Annotated in this window: 20 protein-coding genes; 10 read left to right on the top strand and 10 right to left on the bottom strand. The window is 64.4% G+C overall.

The window, feature by feature from the left end:
* Positions 1 to 5: 5 nt before the first annotated feature.
* The gene (locus tag AWB76_RS13595; RefSeq protein ID WP_061160627.1) at positions 6 to 824 is read right to left on the bottom strand and encodes an enoyl-CoA hydratase/isomerase family protein; all 819 of its coding nucleotides are present in this window, start codon (positions 822 to 824) and stop codon (positions 6 to 8) included.
* 151 nt (positions 825 to 975) lie between these two features.
* Here AWB76_RS13595 and AWB76_RS13590 point away from each other — a divergent pair, with 151 nt between their 5' ends.
* From AWB76_RS13590 to AWB76_RS13555, 8 genes are read left to right on the top strand one after another with little or no spacing between them, the layout of a single operon-like run.
* Entirely contained in the window at positions 976 to 2175 is a 1200-nt protein-coding gene (locus AWB76_RS13590) for an acetyl-CoA C-acetyltransferase (RefSeq protein ID WP_061160626.1), read from the top strand.
* A 14-nt stretch (positions 2176 to 2189) separates the two neighbouring features.
* Positions 2190 to 2579: a PhlB family protein gene (locus AWB76_RS13585; RefSeq protein ID WP_208606565.1), complete on the top strand. Its 390-nt coding sequence runs from the start codon at positions 2190 to 2192 to the stop codon at positions 2577 to 2579.
* Positions 2576 to 3724, top strand: a complete 1149-nt coding sequence (locus AWB76_RS13580) for a thiolase family protein (RefSeq protein ID WP_061160624.1) — start codon at positions 2576 to 2578, stop codon at positions 3722 to 3724. Before AWB76_RS13585 ends, AWB76_RS13580 begins: the two co-directional genes overlap by 4 nt.
* Positions 3725 to 3737: 13 nt before the next feature.
* Positions 3738 to 4484, top strand: a complete 747-nt coding sequence (locus tag AWB76_RS13575; protein WP_061160623.1) for an SDR family oxidoreductase — start codon at positions 3738 to 3740, stop codon at positions 4482 to 4484.
* A 10-nt stretch (positions 4485 to 4494) separates the two neighbouring features.
* Complete coding sequence (locus AWB76_RS13570) at positions 4495 to 5298, top strand: enoyl-CoA hydratase/isomerase family protein (RefSeq protein WP_061160622.1); 804 nt, start codon at positions 4495 to 4497, stop codon at positions 5296 to 5298.
* Between the two features lie 13 nt (positions 5299 to 5311).
* The gene (locus AWB76_RS13565) at positions 5312 to 6466 is read left to right on the top strand and encodes an acyl-CoA dehydrogenase family protein (protein ID WP_061160621.1); all 1155 of its coding nucleotides are present in this window, start codon (positions 5312 to 5314) and stop codon (positions 6464 to 6466) included.
* Between the two features lie 33 nt (positions 6467 to 6499).
* A complete protein-coding gene (locus AWB76_RS13560; RefSeq protein WP_061160620.1) occupies positions 6500 to 7414 on the top strand; it encodes an SDR family NAD(P)-dependent oxidoreductase in 915 nt (304 codons plus the stop codon).
* A 9-nt stretch (positions 7415 to 7423) separates the two neighbouring features.
* Entirely contained in the window at positions 7424 to 9100 is a 1677-nt protein-coding gene (locus AWB76_RS13555; RefSeq protein WP_061160619.1) for a GMC family oxidoreductase, read from the top strand.
* 164 nt (positions 9101 to 9264) lie between these two features.
* Here the strand turns inward: AWB76_RS13555 and AWB76_RS13550 are convergent, their stop codons facing one another.
* Entirely contained in the window at positions 9265 to 11130 is a 1866-nt protein-coding gene (locus AWB76_RS13550) for an alkyl/aryl-sulfatase (RefSeq protein WP_061160618.1), read from the bottom strand.
* A 255-nt stretch (positions 11131 to 11385) separates the two neighbouring features.
* Between AWB76_RS13550 and AWB76_RS13545 the strand changes: the two genes are divergently transcribed.
* Both AWB76_RS13545 and AWB76_RS13540 read left to right on the top strand, forming a co-directional pair.
* Complete coding sequence (locus tag AWB76_RS13545) at positions 11386 to 12495, top strand: porin (RefSeq protein WP_061160617.1); 1110 nt, start codon at positions 11386 to 11388, stop codon at positions 12493 to 12495.
* A 115-nt stretch (positions 12496 to 12610) separates the two neighbouring features.
* Entirely contained in the window at positions 12611 to 12958 is a 348-nt protein-coding gene (locus AWB76_RS13540) for a BON domain-containing protein (protein ID WP_061160616.1), read from the top strand.
* A 45-nt stretch (positions 12959 to 13003) separates the two neighbouring features.
* Here the strand turns inward: AWB76_RS13540 and AWB76_RS13535 are convergent, their stop codons facing one another.
* From AWB76_RS13535 to AWB76_RS13500, 8 genes are all read right to left on the bottom strand, one after another.
* On the bottom strand, positions 13004 to 14239 hold the full coding sequence (locus AWB76_RS13535; RefSeq protein WP_061160615.1) for an acyl-CoA dehydrogenase family protein: 1236 nt from the start codon (positions 14237 to 14239) through the stop codon (positions 13004 to 13006).
* Positions 14240 to 14261: 22 nt separating this feature from the next.
* Positions 14262 to 15683 (bottom strand): aldehyde dehydrogenase family protein, encoded by a 1422-nt coding sequence (locus tag AWB76_RS13530; RefSeq protein ID WP_061160614.1) that lies wholly within the window; start codon positions 15681 to 15683, stop codon positions 14262 to 14264.
* Between the two features lie 18 nt (positions 15684 to 15701).
* On the bottom strand, positions 15702 to 17003 hold the full coding sequence (locus AWB76_RS13525) for an MFS transporter (protein WP_061160613.1): 1302 nt from the start codon (positions 17001 to 17003) through the stop codon (positions 15702 to 15704).
* A gap of 63 nt (positions 17004 to 17066) precedes the next feature.
* On the bottom strand, positions 17067 to 17891 hold the full coding sequence (locus tag AWB76_RS13520) for an SDR family NAD(P)-dependent oxidoreductase (protein ID WP_061160612.1): 825 nt from the start codon (positions 17889 to 17891) through the stop codon (positions 17067 to 17069).
* A 24-nt stretch (positions 17892 to 17915) separates the two neighbouring features.
* The gene (locus tag AWB76_RS13515) at positions 17916 to 18323 is read right to left on the bottom strand and encodes a MaoC family dehydratase (protein ID WP_061160611.1); all 408 of its coding nucleotides are present in this window, start codon (positions 18321 to 18323) and stop codon (positions 17916 to 17918) included.
* Between the two features lie 16 nt (positions 18324 to 18339).
* Positions 18340 to 18780, bottom strand: a complete 441-nt coding sequence (locus AWB76_RS13510) for a MaoC family dehydratase N-terminal domain-containing protein (protein ID WP_061160610.1) — start codon at positions 18778 to 18780, stop codon at positions 18340 to 18342.
* A 10-nt stretch (positions 18781 to 18790) separates the two neighbouring features.
* Positions 18791 to 19978: a lipid-transfer protein gene (locus AWB76_RS13505; RefSeq protein WP_061160609.1), complete on the bottom strand. Its 1188-nt coding sequence runs from the start codon at positions 19976 to 19978 to the stop codon at positions 18791 to 18793.
* A gap of 28 nt (positions 19979 to 20006) precedes the next feature.
* Positions 20007 to 21146, bottom strand: coding sequence for an acyl-CoA dehydrogenase family protein (locus tag AWB76_RS13500; RefSeq protein ID WP_061160608.1), 1140 nt, complete (start codon positions 21144 to 21146; stop codon positions 20007 to 20009).
* Positions 21147 to 21271 lie beyond the last annotated feature (125 nt).

The raw sequence follows: 21271 nt of genomic DNA, 5'->3' as shown, positions 1-21271 counted from the left end.
GGACTTCAGCGGCTTCGTTCCCAGTCGAACGCCGCGCCGCGCCCGTCGAGAAACGCATTGACCGCGTTCGTGTGATAGGCCGTGGTCGATGCCAGCGCCTGTGCCGCGCTCTCCATGTCGGCAAGCGCGGCGTAAGGCGTTTCGAAGCTCTGATCCATCATGCGCTTGGTGAGCCCGGTCGCTTCGCGCGGCGCGGGAAGGAAGCGCCGCGCGAACGCGCGTGCATCTTCGGCAAGGGTCTCGGGCGAGTGGATCGCATGCACGATACCCAGTTGCTTCGCTTCGTGCGCATCGACGCGACGCGCGGTCATCGCCAGCTCCTTCGCGGCGCTCAGTCCGATCATGCGCGGCAGGAAATATGCCGCGCCGAGATCGGGCACGAGGCCGACCTTCGCGAACGACATGCAGAAGAACGCCCGCGACGACGCCAGCACGAAATCCGCCGCCAGCGCGATGGAAAAGCCCGCGCCGACCGCCGGGCCGTCGACGGCGGCAATCACCGGCATCTCCAGATTGCGCAGCCGCAGCATCCACGTGTGGCCGTCGATGATGCGGCGGCGCATGGCATCGGGCGAACCATCCTCGGCGCGCAGCTCCTTCAGCGATTTCAGGTCGCCCCCCGCGCAAAAGCTGCCGCCCGCTCCGGTCACGATCAACACGCGCACGTCGCGGTTTCCCTCGACGCAATCCAGCATCTCCAGATAATCCGCGCGCAGATTCAGCGACAACGCATTGCGCGCTTGCGGCCGCTGATGCGTGAATTCGGCGACGCCATCGTCGATGGTCAACGTGGCTTCGCGCAGCGAGAAGGTTTTCCTGTGCATGTCCGATCCTCGTCCAGGTGGGTAAAGGCGTGATCCATTCTCGCGCCGCCGTCCCGGAAGCCTTCCCCCCCAACATCGGTGGGCTGACGCGCGCGCGCGGCTGGTCTACTCGTTCTCATCACGCGAACGAATTCAAGGAACCGGACCAGTCATGGGACACGCCTATATCGTTTCTCCGCTTCGCACGCCCGTCGGCAAATTCGGTGGCTCGCTCGCGCCGCTTGCCGCCGCCGATCTCGCCGCGCACGTCATCCGCGCCGTGCTCGAACGCTCCCAGGCGCCGCACGATTCCGTCGATGAAGTCATCGTCGCGCAGTCGTATCAGTCGAGCGAGGCGCCTTGCATCGGACGATATGCGGCGTCGCTCGCGGGACTGCCCGAGCATGTGTCGGGCTATGCGGTCGACCGCCGCTGCGGCTCGGGCCTGCAGGCCGTCATCGATGCCGCGCTGCAAGTGCAGACCCACGCCGCCGACTGCGTGGTCGTGGCGGGCGTCGAAAGCATGAGCAATATCGAGTACTACAGCACCAAGATGCGCTGGGGCGCGCGCATGGGCGATGTCGCGTTTCACGACCGTCTCGATCGCGGTCGCGTGAATTCGCAGCCCGTCAGCCGCTATGGCGTCATGGCCGGCGGCGCCGCCGAAACCGCGGAAAACCTCGCGCGCGATTACGACATTGGCCGCGAGCCAAGCGACCGCTACGCCGCGCGCAGTCATCAACTCGCGGCGCAGGCCTGGAAAGAAGGCCGTTTCGACGCGGAAGTCGTCTCCGTTCCCGTGCCGCACAAGAAGGGCGAAACGAAGCTCTTTTCGCGCGATGAAGGCATCCGCGAGGACGCGAGTCTCGATGTCATGGCGAAGCTGCCCGCGCTGCTGAAAAACGGCACGGTGACGGCAGGCAATGCGTGTCAACAGAACGATGCGGCATCCGCGTGTCTCGTCGTATCGGAAGCCTGGCTCGCGAAGCACGGTGCGCAACCGATGGGCCGTTTCGTCGGCTGGGCGGCGTCGGGCTGCGATCCGCTGCGCATGGGCATCGGCCCGGTGCCGGCGGTGGCGAAGCTGCTGCCGCGCATCGGTTTGACGCTGAAGGACATGGATCTGCTCGAAATCAACGAGGCGTTCGCCGTGCAGGTCCTGAGCTGCCTGCGCGCGTGGAAGCTCGAAGGCGATTCGCGCGTGAACGTCAACGGATCGGGCATCTCGCTCGGGCATCCGATCGGCGCAACGGGCGTGCGCATCATGACGTCGATGCTGCACGAAATGGCGCGTCGCGGCGCGCGCTACGGTTTGGAAACGATGTGCATCGGCGGCGGCCAGGGGCTGGCGGCGGTGTTCGAGCGCGTATGAAAGAAGAGGGGACAATGAGCATTCCTGATGATTATTCGAAACAACCGTGGTGCATGCAGGACGGGCGTCCCGTGCTGCTGGCCCATCAGCGCATCGATGACGATGCACTCCTGTTTCCGCCCTTGCCGCCCAAATCGCGGATGGCCGCCCGTGCAAAGCTGATCGCACTGACTGGCACGCCCGTGCTCTACAGCTTCACGGTGATGCACGCCAGCCCGAAACTCGGCCTGCCGCCGACAACACTCTGCTTCGCGGATTATCCCGAAGGCGTGCGCGTCTTCGGGCGGCTGGCGTGTCCGGAGGGCCGTCGTCCTGTCATCGGCGAGAAGCTTCAGACGCGCCTCTTCGATACCGCCAGCGGCGAAATTTTCGGATTCGAATTGCAGGAGCCCGCGCAGTCATGAAGCAGCCCATTTATATTGCCGGCGTCGCGATGACGCCCTTCGGCCGCCACGACGGCGGCATGCAGGATCTGGCGCAATGCGCGGTCGAGGATGCCATCGCGGATGCGGGCATCGAATCGCAAGCCGTGCAGGCTTTCTATGCGGCCAACGTGTTCGGCGGCATGGTGCTTGGTCAGGTGCTGTTGCGCGACCTCGGGCTGACAGGCCCGGCCGTCTACAACGTCGAGAACGCCTGCGCGAGCGGCGCGACCGGCGTGCATCTCGCCTGTCACGCGCTCGAAGCGGGCCGCTACGACACCGTCGTCGTGCTGGGTGCGGAGCAGTTGACCACGATGGGCGGCGGCGCGTTGCCGCTGCAGCGCAACGACTACATGACGGAGCTTTACGCCCGCGCCGGTCTCACGCTGCCGGCCGTCTATGCGATGCGCGCCACGCGCTATCTGCACGAGTTCGGCGTGAAGCCGGACGTGCTGGCCGAAGTCGCGGTCAAGAACCGCCGTCACGGCGCGCTCAATCCGTATGCGCAGACGAAAAAGGAAACCACCGTCGATGAAGTCATGTCGTCGCGCATGGTGTTCGATCCGCTGACGCTGCTGCAATGCTGCCCGTCTGCCGTCGATGGCGCCGCGGCGCTCGTGCTCACCACGAAGAAGCCGCATCGGCGCGCGAAGCCGGTGCGCGTGCTGGCGTCGGTCGTGCAGTCGGGCAAGCAGGAACTCGGGCTCGACGACATCCTCGCCGCCGAAATCACCGCGCGCGCGGCACGGCTCGCTTACGCGCAGGCGGATGTCACGCCGGACGATCTCGACATGGTCGAACTGCACGATGCATTCACCATCGCCGAACTCGTCTATTACCAGGCGCTCGGGCTGTGCGAACGCGGCGAAGCGCACGAGTTGCTGCGCTCGGGCGCGACCGCGCTCGGCGGCCGCGTGCCGGTGAATCCGAGCGGCGGTCTGCTGGCGAAAGGGCATCCGCTCGGCGCGACGGGCGTCGCGCAAATGGTCGAGGCCGTCTGGCAACTCGAAGGCCGCGCGGGCGACCGGCAGATCAGAAACGCGACGCTCGCGATGACGCAATGCACGGGCGGCGGTATCGCGGGCGTGGATCACGCGGCGTCCGCCGTGCACATCCTGGGGCACTAAAGGACAGAAGATCATGGACAAGCAAATCGCCATCGTTACCGGCGGCGCGCAGGGCATCGGCCTTGGCATCACGCGGGCGCTGCTCGACAAAGGGCACGCGGTCGCCGTGTTCGATCTCAACGGCGCGGCACTCGACGCACTCGACTCCGAGGCGGCGCGCACGCAGAAACGCCTTCTGCCGATGCGTGTCGACGTGACGAAGTCGAACGACATACGCGACGCCGTCGCCGACATCACGGAGCGCTGGAAGACGCCCGACATTCTCATCAATAACGCGGGCATCACGCGCGACAAACGTTTCGTGAAGATGAGCGAAGAGGACTGGGACTTCGTCATCGACGTGAACCTCAAGTCGCAGTTTCTGTGCGCGCATGCCGTCGTGCCGGGGATGATCGAGCAGGGTTATGGACGCATCGTCAATATCTCGTCGCGCGCGTGGCTCGGCGGCTTCGGACAGTCGAACTATTCGGCGGCGAAGGGCGGCGTCGTGAGTCTGACGCGTTCGCTCGCGATCGAACTCGCGAAGAACGGCATCACCGTGAACGCGATCGCGCCGGGCATCGTCGAGACGCCGTTGATGGCGAGCTATACCGACGAGCAGCGCGACAAGCTGAAGGCGACCGTGCCGGTGCAGCGTATCGGCCGGCCGGAAGACGTCGCGCATGCCGTCATGATGTTCACGAGCCGCGAGGCGTCGTACATCACGGGGCAGACGCTCTACGTATGCGGCGGGCGCTCGCTGTCCAGCCCGAGCGTATGAGGAGCGCGCGATGACCGTCCATCTCACGCTGCAAGACCACGTCGCCACGATCACGCTCGATGCGCCCGCGTCGCTCAACGCATTGACCGTCGATGAACTGCAGGAACTGCGCGCACATCTCGCCGCGTGTCAGGACGATGACGCCGTGCGCGCCATCGTCATCACGGGTACGGGCGAGCGCGCCTTTTGCACCGGCGCCAATCTGAAGGCGACGATGCCATCGTCGAAGAGCTTCGTCTCCGGCGCATACAAGAGCCGTCACGCGGAAAGTCTGCAAGGCGGCTACACGCGTCTGCTCGACTTCTCCGATCTCGGCATCTGGAAACCGATGATCGCCGCGATCAACGGCTATTGCCTCGGCGGCGGGATGGAACTGGCGCTGCAATGCGATCTGCGGATCGCATCGGAGAACGCGAGCTTTGGCTTGCCCGAAGTGAAGGTCGCGAGCGTGCCCGCATGCGGCGGCGTGCAATACCTGTTGCGCGCGATTCCCGCCGCTCACGCGATGAAGCTCGCGCTCACCGGCGAGCGCATCGATGCGGCGGAGGCGTTGCGCATCGGCCTTGTCAGCGACGTCACGCCGAAGGCAGGCCTGCTCGATCTCGCGATGTCGCTCGCCTCGCGCATCGCGGCGAACGGGCCGCTCGCGGTGCAGGCCGTGAAGCAACTCGCCGTGCAAACGACGCATCTCGCGCCCCGCGATTTCGTCGCTCAGGCGAATCTTCAATGGGGCTTGCTGCGAGACAGCGCCGATCGCATCGAAGGACGCGAAGCCTTCGCGGAAAAGCGCTCGCCTGTCTATCGCGGCGCGTAAGAGGAGAACAGTCATGAATTTCACGCTCACGGAAGAGCAGTCGCTGATGGTATCGGCGGCGAAGCGCATGGTGGAACTGCGCATCGGTCCGATCCTGCGCAGCCATCCGGCGGACAAGCCGTTGCCGAAGAAAGCGATGCTCGAGATTTTCGCGGAGTTTGCGGAACTGGGTATCACGGCGCCACGTCTGCCGGCAGAGGCGGGCGGCGGCGGGCTCAACATGCTCGACTACGGCCTGATTCTCGAACAATTGCCGCCGGTGGTGGCGCTGTCGCTCGCGTCGCACGAAGGGACGATTCTGCGCATTCACCTTGGTTGTCCTGATCATATTCGCGAGCGCTATCTGCCCGATCTCATCGCGGGCCGCAAGATCGCCTGCACCGCAAACACCGAGGCGAACGCGGGATCGGATTCGGGCGCGATTCGCACGAAGCTCGAGCTCGAAGGCGAGCATGCGTATCTCACGGGCCGGAAGATGTGGATCACCAATGCGTCGATCGCGGATGTGATCAACGTGTCGTGCGTGATCGGCATCGACGAAAAGGGCAAGCCGGTGACGCGGCGCGCGCTGGTGGATCGCAGTGAAGTGGATATCGATATCCGCGAAACCGCGATCACCGGCTTGCGCCAGGGCCATTTGAGCGAACTCGTGTTCGAGCGAACGCGCGTGCCCACGAGCCACATCATGGGCGACGCAGGCGATGCCGCCAAAACCCTCACGATGGCCTGGAACGGCAACCGTCCGTTGCTCGGGCTGATGTGCGTGCATCTCGCGCAGAAGGCGTTCGAGCTTGCGCGCGACTACGCGGCATCGCGTCAGCAGTTCGGCAAGCCGCTCGCGAGTCATCAACTCGTGCAGCAGGATCTCGCCGATATCGAAACGGCGATCGTGTCCTCGCGCCTCATGTGCTACTACGCGCTCGACTGCATCGATCATGGTCTGCGCGCGAACGGCACGTCCGCGATGGCCAAACGCTACGCGACGCAGGCCTGCGAGCGCGCGATTCATCTGGCGATGCAGATTCACGGCGCAATGGGCATCAGCGAAGAACTCGGCCTCGAACAGATGTGGCGCGATGCGCGCGTGTTTCAGGTGCCCGATGGCATGAACGGCATTCTCGCGCTGATCCAGGGCCGCGAAATCACCCAGACGGCGGCGTTTCGCTAGAAACATCGCCGGACAAATGAAGGAGACAATGCAATGAGCGAAAAGATGATGGACGGCAAGGTCGTGATCGTGACGGGCGCGGGACGCGGCATCGGGCGCGAGATCGCGCTGCTGATGGGCCGCCACGGCGCGAAGGTCGTCGTCAACGATGTCGGCGTCAGCGTGAACGGCGGCGAGAGCGCCGAAGATCCGGCGCAGGAAGTTGTTTCGATGATCCGCGCGGAAGGCGGCGAGGCAACCGTCAATCGCGACAGCGTGGCCGATGCGAAAAGCGCGAGCCGTATCGTCGATATGGCGATGGAAACGTTCGGGCGCATCGACAGCGTCGTGAATAACGCCGGCATTCTGCGCGACCGCATCTTTCATCAGATGACGCCCGAAGAATTCGATGCCGTGCTGCAAGTGCATCTTTACGGCGCGTTCAACGTCAGCCGTGCCGCCGCGACGCATTTCAAGGCGCAGAAGAGCGGCAGCTTCGTGCATATGACATCGACGTCGGGATTGATCGGCAATGTCGGGCAGGCCAACTATGCGGCGGCGAAGCTCGGCGTCGCGGGTTTGTCGAAGTCGCTCGCGCTCGACATGGCGCGCTACAACGTGCGCTCGAACTGCATCTCGCCGTTCGCGTGGAGCCGCATGGCCGGCTCGATTCCGGACACGCCCGATCAGGCCGAACGCCTTGCGAAAGCACGTTCGATGTCGCCCGCCGATATCGCGCCGCTCGCCGTGTTCCTCGCCAGCGACGCCGCCGCCGATGTCAACGCGCAGATCTTCACCGTGCGCCGCAACGAGATTTTCCTGATGAGCCAGCCGCGTCCGATCCGCGCGATGCAGCGCGCCGAAGGCTGGACGCCCGAGACGCTCGCGACGCATCTGCGTCCGGCGATGGCGCCGTCGTTCGTGCCGGTCGAAGTGTCGAGCGATGTCTTCAGCTGGGACCCGGTGTAAGGGCGCGTCATGGAAACCAACTTCGATTACGTCGTCGTCGGCGCGGGATCGGCGGGCTGCGCGGTCGCGGGACGGCTCGCGCAGACGGGCGGCTGCAGCGTCGCGATCATCGAAGCCGGGACGCACGATCACAGCAAGAAGATCACGACGCCTCTCGGTCTCGTGCTGCTGTCGGGCAAGGAGAACGCGTACAACTACGGCTATCGCACGGAACGTCAGGCGCAGTTGATGGACCGTCGCGGCCGGCAGCCGCGCGGGCGCGGTCTAGGCGGCAGTTCGTCGATCAACGGCATGATCTATATCCGTGGCGTGCCGCGCGATTACGACCGTTGGGCCGAAGCCGGCTGCGATGGCTGGGCCTGGCGCGATGTCCTGCCGTACTTCAAGCGCTCGGAAGGCAACGAACGCATGGCCGGTCAGGACGATGCGCTGCATGGCGGGCGCGGTCCGCTCGCCGTCAGCGATCCGCGTTCGCCGAGCCAGTTCTCGCGATGGTTCGTGGAAGCGGCGCAGGCGGCGGGGTATCGGTACAACGCGGATTTCAACGGCGCCACGCAGGAAGGCGTCGGGTTGTTCCAGTTGACGCAGAAGAACGGCGAGCGCTGGAACGCGGCGCGTGCGTATCTGCATCAGGGCGACACGCGTGAGTTGAGCCGCTATCCGAACTTGCATGTGCTGTCGGAGACGCAAGCCGTGCGCATCGTGTTCGATGGCAAGCGCGCGGTCGGCGTCGAAGTGCGGCGCGGCGAGCAGACGTCGATCATTCGCGCGCGGCGTGAAGTGATCGTGAGCAGCGGCGCATTCGGATCGCCGCAGTTGCTGATGGCGTCGGGCATCGGGCCGGCGGAGCATCTGAACGAACTCGGTGTGCCGGTGATCGTGGCATCGCCGGATGTCCGCCGTAACCTGCAAGAGCACGCCGATGTATTGCTCTATCAGCTCAAGGTGAACTCGACGGAACTGATCGGCCCGTCCGTGCGCGGCGGCTGGCATCTGCTGAAGGCATGGCGGCGCTACAAGCGCGAGCGTGCTGGCGTGCTGACGAGCAACATCGTGGAGGCGGGCGGCTTCTTCAAGAGCCGCCCCGATCTCGACGAGCCCGATCTGCAGGCGCATTTCATGACCGCGGCCGTCACGAAACCGATGCGCTACGGTCAGGGCTATTCGTGTCACGTGTGCGTGCTGCGTCCGCATAGCCGCGGCGAAGTGCGGCTGAAGTCGGCGGATACGCGCGATGCACCGATCATCGATCTGAACATGCTCTCCGATGCGCGCGACATGGACACGCTCGTTACGGGCGTGCGCATGCTGAAGCGCATCTTCGATCAGCCGCAGCTCGCGCGTCACGGCGGTATATTCGGCGATCCGAACCTGCGCGCCGATGGCAGCGACGACGAGCGCATCCGCAAGATCATCGCGGCGCGCGCGGATACGGCGTTTCATCCGGTCGGTACATGCCGCATGGGTCGCGACGAACGCGCGGTCGTCGATCCGCAACTGCGCGTGCGCGGCGTCGAGGGCTTGCGTGTGGTGGATGCATCGATCATGCCGACGATCATCGGCGGGAACACGAACGCACCGGCGATCATGATCGGCGAGAAAGCGGCGGATATGATCCTGGGGCGGGTTGCATCTCAGGCGGTGCAGACGCCGACAGGCGTGCCCGAGGAAAACCGAGTCGCCTGAACGGGCGCCGGTCGCGAACCTCGAGTTAAAGCCCCGGCCACGGCCGGGGCTTTTTCGTTTTGCGCGCTTGAACAGGCGGTGCGAGCGGCGCCAACGCGGTCGTTGAAAAGCAAAAACCCCACGTTCGCAAGAACGTGGGGTTCGGCAAGACGCTCAAGCCGGCATCACGGCTCGACGACGTTGAACATCGGGTCGAACTCATCGAGCATATTGAGCAGACGCACGACGCTTCCGACATCACCTTCCACTTGCACATCGCCCTGTTCGACGAGAAGCGCGAGCGTATCGCCGAGTTTGTCGTCGCCCGATTGCAGGCGCGCAAGCCCCACGCGTCCCAGCGACACATGCGCCGTCGCTTTGCCGCGCACCGCGCCGGGCAGATACGTGAGCGTCGCATTCTCCAGACGCATCGCGATGCGCTCGCCGGTTTCCGGATTCGACCACTCGATCTGCATGTGTTCGTCCTTCGCCTGTTCCGAGTCGAGACGAATCGCGAAGTAATCGAGCAGCAACTCCAGCGGCAGCACCGAAACGAGATCGCGGCTCACATGCCGGCGCTTGATCTTCGGCGCGCCGCGTCGCAGCTCCTGCGCGCCGAGCAGATACGCATTGCGCCACGTCGACGATTCCGCCGCGAAGCCGAGCTGCTCGAGTGCATCCGCGCACAATGCGCGCGCGTCCTTGTTCGACGGATCCGCGAACACCAGATGGTTCGTCACCTCCGCGACCCAGCGATACTCGCCACGCGCGAAATCGGCGCGGGCTTTATGGAGCAGTGCCTCTGCGCCGCCCATATAGTCGACGTAACGCGGCCCGGCGGTTTCCGGAGGCAAGGTGTGCAGATGTGCAGGATTGCCGTCGTACCAGCCGAGATAACGCTGCACGATAGCTTTCACGTTATGCGAGATCGCGCCATAGAACCCGCGATTCGCCCACGTGCTGGCGAGCGTGTCCGGCAGCTTCATCACCTCGGCCACTTCGATGGCCGTCATCCCGTGATTCATCAGCCGAACGGTCTGATCGTGCAGATGCTTGTAGAGATCGCGCTGTTGCCGCAGATACGTGCGGATGCGCTCGTTGCCCCACGTCGGCCAGTTGTGCTGCGCGAAGACGACATCGGCGGTGGGCGCATACCGGTCGAGCGCCTCGTCGAGATAACGCGACCACAGACGCGCATCGCGCACTTCGGCGCCGCGCAAGGGGCAGAGATTGTGCATGGTCTGCACGCCGATCTCCGCCGTGTTCAACGCCCGCAACTCGGGAAAGTGCATGAACATTTCCGACGGCGCTTCGCTTTCCAGCGCCAGATGGAAGATGATCTTCACACCGTCGATGACATGCGTCTCCACTTCCTGCTCGATCGTCATGGTCGGCGGGATCAGCGTGCCGGTGCCCATCGGCACGCCTTTGCCGATGCCGCAATCGACCTGGCCGCACACGTGTTTCGGCAGGCTGATGCCGGCCTGGAACATGCCGCGACGCATCATCGCATTGCCCGCTATGGCGTTCTCCGACACCGTATGCCACATGAAGCCGCGTGGCGCGATGATCGGCACGCCGCGCGCGCGGGCATCGGCTTCGTCGAGTGCGCCGCGTGCGCCGCCGTAATGATCGGAATGACTGTGCGTGTAGATCATCGCGGAGACGGGGCGGTCGCCGCGATGCTTGCGATACAGCGCAATCGCCGCCTGCGCGGTCTCCGCAACCGTGAGCGGATCGATGACGATCACGCCCGTATCGCCTTCGATGAAACTCACGTTGGCGATATCGAAGCCGCGCACCTGATAGATGCGCTCGGTCACCTTGAACAGGCCGTGATGCATGTTCAGCCGCGCCTGCCGCCACAGATTCGGATGCACGCTGGGCGCGGGTGTTTCTTCGTCGAGGAACGCGTAGTCGCGCAGGCTCCAGACGGTGCGCCCGCGCGCGTCGAGAATCTCCGCGTCAGGAATGGTTCCGATGAAACCGCGCTGTGCGTTTTCAGAGTCGATGTCGTCCAGCTCGGGCTGAACGGTGTCACGCGTATTCATGATGTTCTCTCGAGGTTTTCGAAATACATGTTGAGCCGTGCTGACACATTAGGCGGCGGCGCGTCTTACGCTCCCACCGCCGTTAGGGGGGCAGGCTGCTTAAGGGGAATCCCGCCCCCACACTTCGGGTAGGTCGCGCGCGCGCGAGGGTCTCCACACTGGATGCATCACCCGTCCTCCGATAACAACCACACGGCGGCCGGGTTTGTCTGTCCGCATCGGCAGGTGCGGAAAATCTGTGGAGGAGACATAGCTATGCGTCTGGTCAGACGGAGTATCTGTGCGGCGGCGATGTTGCTCGCGGCGCAAGCGGCATCGGCTCAATCCAGCGTGACGCTCTACGGCGTCATCGATGTATTCGGCCTCTGGAACAACAACGGCGGCACGAGCACGGTGTCGATGCGCAGCGGCGGGAACGTCGGCTCGCTGTTCGGCTTCAAGGGCAGCGAAGATCTCGGCGGCGGGAACAAGGCCGACTTCGCGATCGAAAACGGCTTCAACATCAACAACGGCACGTTCCTCGCGGATTCGTCGGTGATGTTCTATCGGCAATCGTGGGTCGGGTTGTCGAACGAGAAGTACGGGTCGTTGCGCTTCGGCCGTCAATACACGCCGAGCTTTTTCATCGCGTATCCGGCCGATCCGTTCCGGCTCGACGAAGCGCTCGGGCTCGCCGCATCGGCGGTGCTCGCCCGCGATCCCGCCACGAACGGCGTGCAATATCTGAACGGGCGTCAGAGCAACGCGGTGCAGTATCTGTCGCCGACCTTGGCCGGCTTCAAGTTCTCCGCGCTGTACGGTTTCTCGGCGAGCGTCACGCAGCCGACGCCGACGACGTTCGGCAACGTGATGGACTTCTCGCTGCAGTATTCGGGCTATGGCCTGTATGCAGGCGTCGGTTATCAGAATCAGCGTCCGGGTCAGCAGACGCTCGGTCCGATCGTCACGAATCTCGTCGCCAGCGAGCGCTTTACCGGCGCGATCGCGTATCGCCTCGGCATCGTCAATCTGCAGGCGCTGTATATCTACACGAAGCCCGACGATGCACCGGCCGGTTCGGTCGCGGCCCGCATGAACTCGGTGCATTCGTACAGCATCGCGCAGCTCGGCGCGACGGTGCAGGTCACGCCTTTCGATACCTTCGAGGCGGCGTTCCTGCATCGCGATGTGCGCGGCGCGCACGACAACACGCCGGCTGTCCAGATCGGCTGGGATCATTCGCTGTCCAAGCGCACGTCGATTTATGCGCGCGCGGGCTACATGAAGAACAACGGCAATTCGACGATGAGCTGGACCGGCATCGCCGTGTCGAAGCCGCAGACATCGCAGACGATGGCCGCGGTCGGCATGATGCACCGCTTCTGACGGGCGGCCGAAGTATTCCTTCGTGATGCAACGTTTCTTTCCTTCAGCCCGGATCACCCGGGCTGAAGGTGTTTCAACAACCTCTTAAAGATTGAACAGAAAAGGAGAAAATCAAATGACGCGTAATCAGGTTGCCCGGCTGATGCTGACTGCGATGATCGCGGCGGCGTCCCTGGGCGCGCAGGCACAAACGTCCGCACCCGATGAGGCCACGGCGGCGAGTGTGCCGCAAGAGAAGTCGGGCAAGTCCGCCGATCGCAAACTTCAACGCGATGTCTTCAAGGCGTTGCAGCGTACGAAGGGACTCGTATCGACGGGTATTGCAGTGAAAGCGAAGAACGGCGATGTGATTCTGGAAGGCGGCGTGCCGGAGTCATCGCAGATGGCGCTCGCCACGAAGGCGGCGGAGGCGGTGCCGGGGGTGAAGTCGGTGAGGAATGCGCTGACGCTTTCGCAGTTCTGAAGCACATGGCTCGCGGTTATATGACCGCGAGCCATGCATGAAACATCAGTTAAACGAAGTGTCGCCTTCGAGCAGCTTGCGCGCGATCGTGCGCCGCTGAATCTCCGACGTTCCATCCGGAATGCGCACCGTGCGCGCATAGCGATAACCCTTCTCCAGACGCAGTTCGTTGGTCAGGCCCATCGCGCCATGCACCTGAATGGCGCGATCGAACACGCGTCCCACCATTTCCGTCGCCGATGCCTTCACGATCGATACTTCCTTCGTCGCGGGCCTGCCTTCGTCGATGAGCCACGCGCAGTGGCGCAGCATCGATTTGCTGGCGTAGATGTCCATGGCGCAATCGGCGAGCATGAACTGCACCGCCTGATGATCCGCGATCGGCCGGCCGAAAGTCTTGCGCACCTTCGCATACTCGACCGCCTGATCGAGCGCCCATTGCGCGAGACCGAGACAGCTCGCGGCCATCGAAAGACGGCCCGCATTCACGCCATCCAGCGCAACGGACAAGCCCTGATCGACCGGACCGAGACGATGCGTATCCGGCACGCGCACATCGTCCAGTGCGACGATGCCCGTCTCCGATCCGTGATGCCCCATCACCGGAATCACGCTCGGCACGGAGAAGCCCGGCGTGTTCGTCGGCAGGAAGAAGCCCGTCACGCCGCCGCGATGCGCGCGCGCTTTCTCTTCGTCGGTGATGGCGAAGATCATCGCGTAGTCGGCGTAGGGCGCGTTCGTGATCCATTGCTTCGTGCCGTTGATGATCCAGTGATCGCCATCGCGCACCGCACGCGTGCGCATGCCGAACACGTCGGAACCGGCGTCGGGTTCGCTCAGGCCGAAGCACATGGTCTTGTTGCCCGACGCAATACCTTCGAGCAGCGGCGCCAGCACGTCGGGCCGCAGATGCCGCAGCACGGGCGACAAGCCATTGGTGAAAGGCGAGGGCAGCACGACCGTATGCACGAGATGGCGCGACGGTCCGCAATGCGCATTGAGACGCTCCTGGATATACACCGTCGCCTGCGCGCCGAGTCCGCCGCCGCCGAGCGATTCATCGCCGAGCGCCGTGTAGAAGCCGAGTTCCGCCGAGCGCATGCGCACTTGCCGCCGCAGCGCCAGAACTTCGGGACGATAACGCCCATCCTCGAAGTAAGCGCGATGCTCGTGATCCAGCAGCGCGCGATGCTCGTGTTCGAGCGGCGCCACTTCACGGTCGATGAAGCGGATGAGCGCATCGCCGAAATCGACCCATTCGCTGGGAACATCGAAGTTCATGTCATGGTTCCTTGTGTGTGAATCAGCGCATCACCGACTTGGTTTCGAGGTATTCGGCGAAGCCTTCCTCGCCGTATTCGCGCCCGTTGCCCGAGGTCTTGTAACCGCCGAGCGGCATCGAGAAATCGGTCTGAGCCTCGTTGATGCGCACGATGCCCGCGCGCATGCGATTCGCCACGCGGCGCGCGCGAGCTTCGTCGTTCGAATAGATGTAAGCGGCGAGACCGTACGGCGAGTCGTTGGCGATATCGATGGCTTCGTCTTCGCTGTCGTAGGGGATCATCGCGAGCACCGGGCCGAAGATTTCTTCGCGCGCGATCGCCATGTCGTTGCGTGCGTCCGCGAAGACGGTCGGACGCGCGAAGAAGCCGCGCTCGATACCTGCGGGTCGGCCCGGTCCGCCCGCGACGAGGCGCGCGCCTTCCTCCATGCCGGCGCGAATCATGCGCTGCACTTTCTCGAACTGCGCACGGTTCGACAGCGGACCGAGACGCGTGGCGGGAGCGGCGGGATCGCCGGCCGTGAGCTTATCGGCGACCGCGGCTGCAACCGCGGCGGCTTCATCCATGCGATTGCGCGGCACCAACATGCGCGTGGGTGCAACACAGGTCTGCCCCGAGTTGGTCATGCACTGCACGACGGCGCTTTTCACGGCGGCGTGCAGATCGGCATCGTCGAGGATGATGAGCGGCGACTTGCCGCCGAGTTCCTGCGTCACGCGCTTGACCGTCGCGGCCGCGGCGCGCGCGACTTCCACGCCGGCACGCGTCGATCCGGTGATCGACACCATGTCGACGTCGCAATGCGCGCTGAGCGCCGCGCCGACCGCCGGGCCATCGCCGAAGAGCATGTTGAAGACGCCGGCGGGCGTGCCGGCGTCATGCATGATGTCGGCGAAGATGACGGCATCGAGCGGCGCGATCTCCGATGGCTTCAGCACGACCGTGCAGCCCGCCGCGATCGCGGGCGCGACCTTGGCCGCGATCTGATTGAGCGGCCAGTTCCACGGCGTGATGAGCGCGGCAACGCCGATCGCCTCGCGGCGCACGACATTGCGGCCGTGCTCGCGTTCGAAGCGAAACTCGCGCAGGACCTTGAGCGCACCTTCGAGCTGCATCAGTCCGACAGGCACATGCAGCGACTTCGCCAGCGCGGCGGGCGCGCCCATTTCGATACGCACGGCATCGGCCAGATCGCTCATGCGCGCGCGGTAGCATTCGATGATGCGTTCCAGCAACGCGATGCGTTCCTCGCGCGTGGTGTGCGACCACGCGGGAAACGCAGCGCGCGCAGCGGAGACGGCGCGATTCACGTCTTCCGTGCCGCCGAGCTGCACGATGCCCGTGACGGTTTCATCGGCGGGATTGATGATCTCGAAGGCCGTGCTCGCGCCGGCAGGCTCGACCCAGCGTCCATCGATGTAGTAGCGGTTCAGCGTTTTCATGTGTCGTGGTGTTCCTGTTCAGACAGCCGTCGATCGCGCCGGGGCCGCCGTCGTTTCGAGCACGCGGCGCGAACGTTCGGGATGCAGCCAGCTCAACGCCACCAATGCAGCGAGGACGACGAGGATCGCGCACGTCGCGAAGCCTTTCTCGTAGGCCTGGGCGGCGGCTCCGCCGTGCTGCACGATCTCGCCCATCAGCGCGGGCGAAATGGCGCCGCCGAGACTGCCGATGGCCGCATAGATCGCGAGCGTAGCTCCACGTTGCGTTTCGGGCACGACTTCCGCGAGCAAGGCAGGGGCGATGGAGAAGCAGATCGTCGGCAGACCCGCGCCGACCGCCATCAGCAAGACCTTCTGAAGCGTGGTGAATTCGAACATCAGCGGAAGCACGTAGATGCAGCCGCTCACGATGTACGCGATGCTGATGAACTTCACCCGCGCCGCACGCGAGCCGACGCCGCGGCCCATCAGACGTTGCGAGAACCACGACAGGCCGAGGTTGATCGGCGTCGCCGCGATGATGATCAGCGCGAACAGACGGCCCGCCTGCACGTGCGAGTAGCCGAGGCCTTTCTCCAGATACGTCGGCAGCCACGTGAATACCTGCGTCAGCGACCAGTACGCCGCGAAGCCGAGCAGGATCGTGCACAGCACCGACGCATTGGTCAGCGTCTTGCGCAGCGGTTGACGCGCAGCCTCGGCCGACGCACCCGCTTGGGCCGATGCCGCCTTGTGCTCGATATTCCCTTCGCGCCCGAAGCACAGCCACAGCACGCTCCACGCGAAGCCGATGCCGGCGAGGATCAGGAAGTTCATGCGCCAGCCGAAACGCGACGTGACGAGCGGAATCAGCATGCCGGCCATCAACAGGCCGAGACCCGCGCCCTGGCTCACGATCGCCACCGGCAGCGTGCGCTTCGTGTCGGGGAACCATTTGTAGAGCGCGTGGATGGTCGTCGGCATGAACGGACCTTCCGCCGCGCCGAGCAGCACGCGGCAGATCAGCAACGCGAAGAGGCTCGTCATGTGGGCTTGCGGGATCTGCAACACCGCCCACGCGATGCCCATGGCGAGCAGCAGCCAGCGCGTCTTGACACGATTCGAGATGAAGCCGACGGCGATCGTCGAGATGGAAAAGAGCCAGAAGAATGCACCGGCGATAAGGCCGAACTGCGCGTGACTGAGACCGAGCTCTTTCGACATCGGTACCGCGACGACACCGATCACGACCTTGTCGAGATAATTGATGAGCGCGAGTCCCGTCAGCAGGACGGTCATGGCCCAAGCGGACCGGGGCTTGAAATCGGACGACACTGTCATGGTGAACCTCGCTTCCCGCGATGCGGCGTGGTGGTCAATCGGAGCGATGAGACGTGCCCGCCATCATTGCGGCGCACCGGCTACCGCCACCACCTGTCCCGTAATGTAGTTCGATTCGGGCAGGCAGAACAGATAGACGGCGCCCGCGGCTTCTTCAGGCGTGCCGCCGCGTCCGAGCGGATTGCGTTGCGCGTGCGTCTTGAGCAGCTCCGGATTGATGCCGACGCGGATATCGCGGCCTTCGATCTTCACGGTCGCGCCTTCCTTGGCATCGGCGTCGGTCATGCGCGTGTGGATGAGGCCGAATGCGACGGCATTCACGTTCACCTTCATGCGTCCCCATTCACGCGACAGCGCGCGCGTCATGCCGATCACGCCGGCCTTCGCGGACGAATAGTTCATCTGCCCCGCGTTGCCGTTGAGCGCCGATACCGACGACACGTTGACGATCTTGCGGAACACTTCGCGTCCTTCGGCGCTTTCGGCCTGCCATTGCGCCTTGATATGCGGATACGCCGCACGCAGGATGCGAAAGGGCGCGGTCAGATGGCAATCGAGAATGGCGTACCACTGCTCGTCGGTCATGCGCTGGATGACGTCGTCCCACGTATAGCCCGCGTTGTTCACGATGATGTCGATGCCGCCGAACGCCTTGATCGCCGTGCCGACGTAGCGCTCGGCGAAGTCCGGCGCCGCGACGCTGCCGACGCACGCGACCGCATCGGCGCCTTGCTTCTTGAGCAGCTCGACGGTTTCATGCGCGGGGTCGGCATCGAGATCGTTCACGACGATGCGCGCGCCTTCGCTCGCGAGCTTCATCGCGATAGCTTGACCGATACCGCGCCCCGAGCCGGTGACGAGCGCGACCTTTCCATTGAGTTTTGCCATTTCAGTCTCCTGTGTCTCTCAGATTCATACGGCGATGACGGCATCGCCCGCGACTTTGACTTCGCCATATTGATTGGCGGTCTGTATCTCGAGGCGCACGCGCTGCTCGCCGTCTTTCTCGAATTTTTCGACGACCGTGCCCGTGCACGTGACGACATGCCCGAGATGCGTGATGCCCGTGAAGCGCACGCCGAACTCGCGCAGCTTGCGTTGATCGGCCCAGTGCGTCAGCAGACGGCCGAGCCACGCCATCGACAACATGCCGTGCGCGAAGACATCGGGCATGCGGGCCTTGCGCGCGTAATCGATATCGATATGAATCGGGTTGTGATCGTTCGATGCACCCGCGAACAACGCAAGCGTCGTGCGGTTCACCGGCGGCAGCGTGAGCGGCGGCAGCGTGTCGCCGACCTGAAGCGTGTTGAAGTCCATTGCGTCCCCCTGGGCATTAACCGTTGCGATGCACGAGCACGCTGCGCAGATCCGCGACATGCTCGCCGCGCGCGTTCGTCACGCGCGTCTCGCGCACGACGAAGCTCAGCGCGCCGCCTTTTTTGTCATAGATGTCGGCGATCCCGCTTTCGAACAGCAGCTTCTCGCCGGCATAGGCGAGACGGTGATACGTGAACGACTGCTCGCCATGCAGAATGCGCGATGCCTCGATGCCGATCTCCTGACGCCATCCCGCGGACGGATACGTGAGTTCGAGCGAGAAGAGGAACGTGGGCGGCAGCGGCAGGTTCGGATGACCGGCATCGCGCGCGGCGGATTCGTCGATGTATTCGGAGCGCGTTTCGCCCGTCGCCTTGGCGAACAGCGCGAGCTGACCCGCTTCGGCCGTCGCGTGAAACGAGGGCAGCGCACGGCCGATGAAAGACTTGTTCAGCATGTCGTCGTCCTCAGGCCGCGCGCTGGTAAGCGGTGACGACGCATGCGCCGCCGAGGCCGAGGTTGTGCTGCAACGCGACCTTCGCGTTCTGCACCTGACGCTCGCCCGCCGTGCCGCGCAACTGATGCACGAGCTCGAAGCATTGCGCGAGACCCGTCGCGCCGAGCGGATGCCCCTTCGACAGCAATCCGCCCGACGGATTGACGACCCAGCGCCCGCCATACGTATTGTCGCCACGTTCGACGAGCTTTTCGCCTTCGCCCTTGTCGCAGAGGCCGAGCCCTTCATACGTGATGAGTTCGTTTTGCGCGAAGCAGTCATGCAGCTCGATGACGTCGATATCCTCGGGCCCGATGCCGGCCTGCTCGTACACCGCGCGCGATGCCGATTGCGTCATGCCGAAACCGACGAGATCGATCATGTCGGGATTGTCGAAGAGGGTGGGGCCATCGGTGGTGAGCGCCTGGCCCGCGATCATCACGTCGGCGCGCAAGCCGTGCTTCTTCGCGAACGCTTCCGAGCAGACGATCGCCGCGGCGGCACCGCACGTCGGCGGGCAGGCCATCAGACGCGTCAGTACGCCTTCCCAGACCATCGGCGCGGCGAGCACGTCTTCCGGCGTCACGACCTTGCGGAAGATGGCGAGCGGATTGCGTGCGGCATGCTGGCTCGCCTTCGCGCGAATCTTCGCGAAGGTTTCGAGCTTCGTGCCGTATTTCTTCATGTGCGTCTGACCGGCGCCCGCGAACATGCGGATCGCGCCGGGCTGTTCGCAGTCGGGCACGAGGCGGTCGGCGATCTCGATGAACTTCGCCATCGCGCGCGGACGATCGTCCCAGTTGCTCTTGAGCGCGCCCGGCTGCATCTCCTCGAAGCCGAAGGCAAGCGCGCATTCCACCATGCCGCTCTTCACCGCCTGATGCGCGAGCCACAATGCCGACGAACCCGTCGCGCAGTTGTTGTTGACGTTGATGACCGGAATCCCCGTCATGCCGACGCGATACAGCGCCGTCTGGCCGCACGTCGAGTCGCCATAGACATAGCCCGCGTAGGCCTGCTGGATATGCTTGAAATCGATGCCCGAATCGGCGAGCGCCTCGCGAATGGCAAAGGCGCCCATTTCATCGTAATGCGCACTCGCGCCGGGCTTGGCGAACGGAATCATGCCGACGCCGGCGACATAAACTTTGCTGGTCATGCTTGTCTCCTTGGTTTATCGAATGGGTTCAAAGCGCGCGAGAGATGAGCTCGCGCATGACTTCGCTCGTGCCGCCGTAGATGCGGTTCACGCGCGAATCGACGAAGGCGCGGGCGATCGGATACTCGAGCATGTAGCCGTAGCCGCCATGCAGTTGCACCATCTCGTCGAGCGCCTTGCCGAGCGTTTCGGTGGCGAACAGTTTGGCCAGCGCGGACTCTTCGAGCGTGAGACGGCGGCGCATGTGCTCGCCGAGGTAGTGATCGATCATCAGACGCACCGCGACGGCCTGCGCCTGAATGTCCGCGAGCTTGAAGCGCGTGTTCTGGAAGTCCCACACGGTCTGGCCGAACGCCTTGCGTTCCTTGACATACTCGACGGTGTGTTTCAGCGCAGTCTCGAGCCGCGCGGCGGCGGCGAGCGCGATCGAAAAGCGCTCCTGCGGCAGTTCGGCCATCAGATATTTGAAGCCCATGCCTTCTTCGCCGAGCAGGTTGGCAGCCGGCACGCGCACGTTGTCGAAGAACAGTTCGGCGGTGTCCTGCGCATGCAGACCGACCTTGTCGAGCTTGCGGCCGCGCCGGAAACCTTCGCGGTCCGCTTCGACCACGAGCAGGCTGATGCCCTTCGCGCCCGCCGCCGGGTCCGTCTTGCACACGACGATGAACAGATCGCCGCTGATGCCGTTGCTGATGAAGGTCTTGCTGCCGTTGATGACGTATTCGTCGCCATCGCGCACGGCGGTGGTACGCACGGCCTTGAGGTCGCTGCCGGTGCCGGGTTCGGTCATCGCGATACCGAGCACGATCTCGCCCGAGCACGCGCCCGGCAGCCACTTGTCCTTCTGCGCGGCGGTGCCCACGCGCGCGATGTACGGCGCGATGATGTCGGAGTGCATGTTGAACGTGACGCCCGAGAGGCCGCAGCGCGCGACTTCCTCGGCCATGACCGCGCTGTGCCCGTAGTCGCCGCCACCGCCGCCGTATTCCGTCGGCAGCGTGACGCACAACAGGCCTTCGCGCCCGGCCTTGCGCCAGGTTTCGCGGTCGACCATGCCGGCTTCGTTCCACTGAGCCTGACGCGGCAGACATTCGCGTTCGAAGAAGCGGCGCACGGTGGTGCGGAACATCTCGTGATCATCGCGATAGACGCTTCGTTGGATTTCCATGTCGGTTTCCGTCGGGTTCCTTTGAACGGCGCGTTCCGGTAACGCGTCCGCTGTGACTCGGGTAGTCGTTCGTACATGGTCGGCGGGCGCGCGTCGACATCGCCCACCACCAATGGGGGGGCGAG

This window comes from Caballeronia temeraria (assembly GCF_001544795.2).
Lineage (GTDB): Bacteria > Pseudomonadota > Gammaproteobacteria > Burkholderiales > Burkholderiaceae > Caballeronia > Caballeronia temeraria.
This window is presented reverse-complemented; position numbering and strand designations above follow the sequence as displayed.